Below are 1,658 nucleotides of genomic sequence, written 5' to 3'. Positions count from 1 at the left end.
CGAAGCCGCGCCGCGTACCACGCGCGCGCAGAGCCTCGACGTGCTGAGCTCGCAGGCGAACATCGCCGGCTACAAGGCCGTGCTGATCGCCGCCGACGTCTACCCGCGCTTCATGCCGATGCTGATGACGGCCGCCGGCACCGTGAAGGCCGCGCGCGTGCTGATCCTCGGCGCGGGCGTGGCCGGCCTGCAGGCCATCGCGACCGCGAAGCGCCTGGGTGCGGTGATCGAAGCGTCCGACGTGCGCCCCGCGGTGAAAGAGCAGATCGAATCGCTCGGCGCGAAATTCCTGGACGTGCCGTACGAGACCCAGGAAGAACGCGAAGCGGCCGAAGGCGTGGGCGGCTATGCGCGGCCGATGCCGCCGTCGTGGCTCGCACGCCAGTCGGCGCTCGTGCACGAACGCGCGAAGCAGGCCGATATCGTGATCACCACCGCGCTGATCCCCGGCCGCCCAGCGCCGACGCTGATCTCCGCCGACACCGTGCAGGCGATGAAGCCGGGCTCGGTGCTGGTGGATCTCGCAGCGGGACGCGGCCCCGAAGGCGAAGGCGGGGTGCGCGGCGGCAACTGCCCGCTGACTGAAGCGGACAAGGTCGTGACGAAGCACGGGGTGACGCTCGTCGGCTACACGAATCTCGCGTCGATGGTCGCCGCCGACGCATCGTCGCTCTACGCGCGCAACCTGCTCGACTTCCTGAAGCTGATCGTCACGACGGAAGGCGCACTCAATATCGACCTCGCGGACGACATCGTCGCGGCCACGCTGCTGGCCCGCGACGGCGCAGTCACACGCAAGGCCTGATTCCACAAGAAAGAGGAGAGCGGCGATGGAAGTCATCAACCACACCGTCATCAACCTGATCATCTTCGTGCTGGCGGTGTACGTCGGCTATCACGTCGTCTGGAACGTGACGCCGGCGCTGCATACGCCGCTGATGGCCGTGACGAACGCGATCTCGGCGATCGTGATCGTCGGCGCGATGCTCGCGACGGGGCTCACCGTCGGCGGGCCGGCCAAGTTCTTCGGCACGCTCGCGGTGCTGCTCGCGGCCGTCAACGTGTTCGGCGGCTTTCTCGTCACACGGCGAATGCTGGAGATGTTCCGCAAGAAGGAGCCGAAGAAGCTTCCTGCCTCCGCGAACAAGGAGGGCGCATAAATGAGCATGAACGTCGTGACGCTGCTCTACCTCGTGGCGTCGGTGTGCTTCATCCAGGCGCTCAAGGGCCTGTCGAATCCGAAGACGGCGCGCACGGGCAACCTGTTCGGCATGATCGGCATGGCGATCGCGATGCTCACCACCATCGCGCTGATCGTGAAGGAAGCCGCGCTGCTCGGCTCGAACCTCGCGCTGGGCCTCGGGCTGCTGTTCGCGGCGCTCGTGATAGGCGGGGCGATCGGCGCGTTCGTCGCGGCGCGCGTCGAGATGACGAAGATGCCGGAGCTTGTCGCGGCGATGCACTCGCTGATCGGTCTCGCGGCGGTGTGCATCGCGTACGCGGTGGTGAGCGAGCCGGCGGCGTTCGGTCTCGGCGGTGAAGCAGCCGAGTATCCGGGCTTTCTGCCGTACGGCAACCGGATCGAGCTCTTCATCGGCACCTTCGTCGGTGCGATCACGTTCAGCGGCTCGGTGATCGCGTTCGGCAAGCTGTCGGGC

The 1,658-nt window shown here is 67.2% G+C and carries 3 protein-coding genes; all 3 read left to right on the top strand.

Annotation, left to right across the window (positions count from 1 at the left end; all coding sequences use genetic code 11):
• On the top strand, window positions 1–805 hold an 805-nt coding region (locus DVS29_RS36705; protein WP_118186238.1), incomplete at its 5' end, for a Rossmann-fold NAD(P)-binding domain-containing protein.
• A gap of 25 nt (window positions 806–830) precedes the next feature.
• Complete coding sequence (locus DVS29_RS36700) at window positions 831–1,160, top strand: NAD(P) transhydrogenase subunit alpha part 2 (RefSeq protein WP_118186236.1); 330 nt, start codon at window positions 831–833, stop codon at window positions 1,158–1,160.
• Window positions 1,161–1,658 (top strand): NAD(P)(+) transhydrogenase (Re/Si-specific) subunit beta (locus DVS29_RS36695; protein ID WP_205962601.1); only part of this gene is annotated, 498 nt, incomplete at its 3' end.

It is taken from the genome of Paraburkholderia phosphatilytica (assembly GCF_003443895.1).
Classification (GTDB): Bacteria; Pseudomonadota; Gammaproteobacteria; order Burkholderiales; family Burkholderiaceae; genus Paraburkholderia; species Paraburkholderia phosphatilytica.
This window is presented reverse-complemented; position numbering and strand designations above follow the sequence as displayed.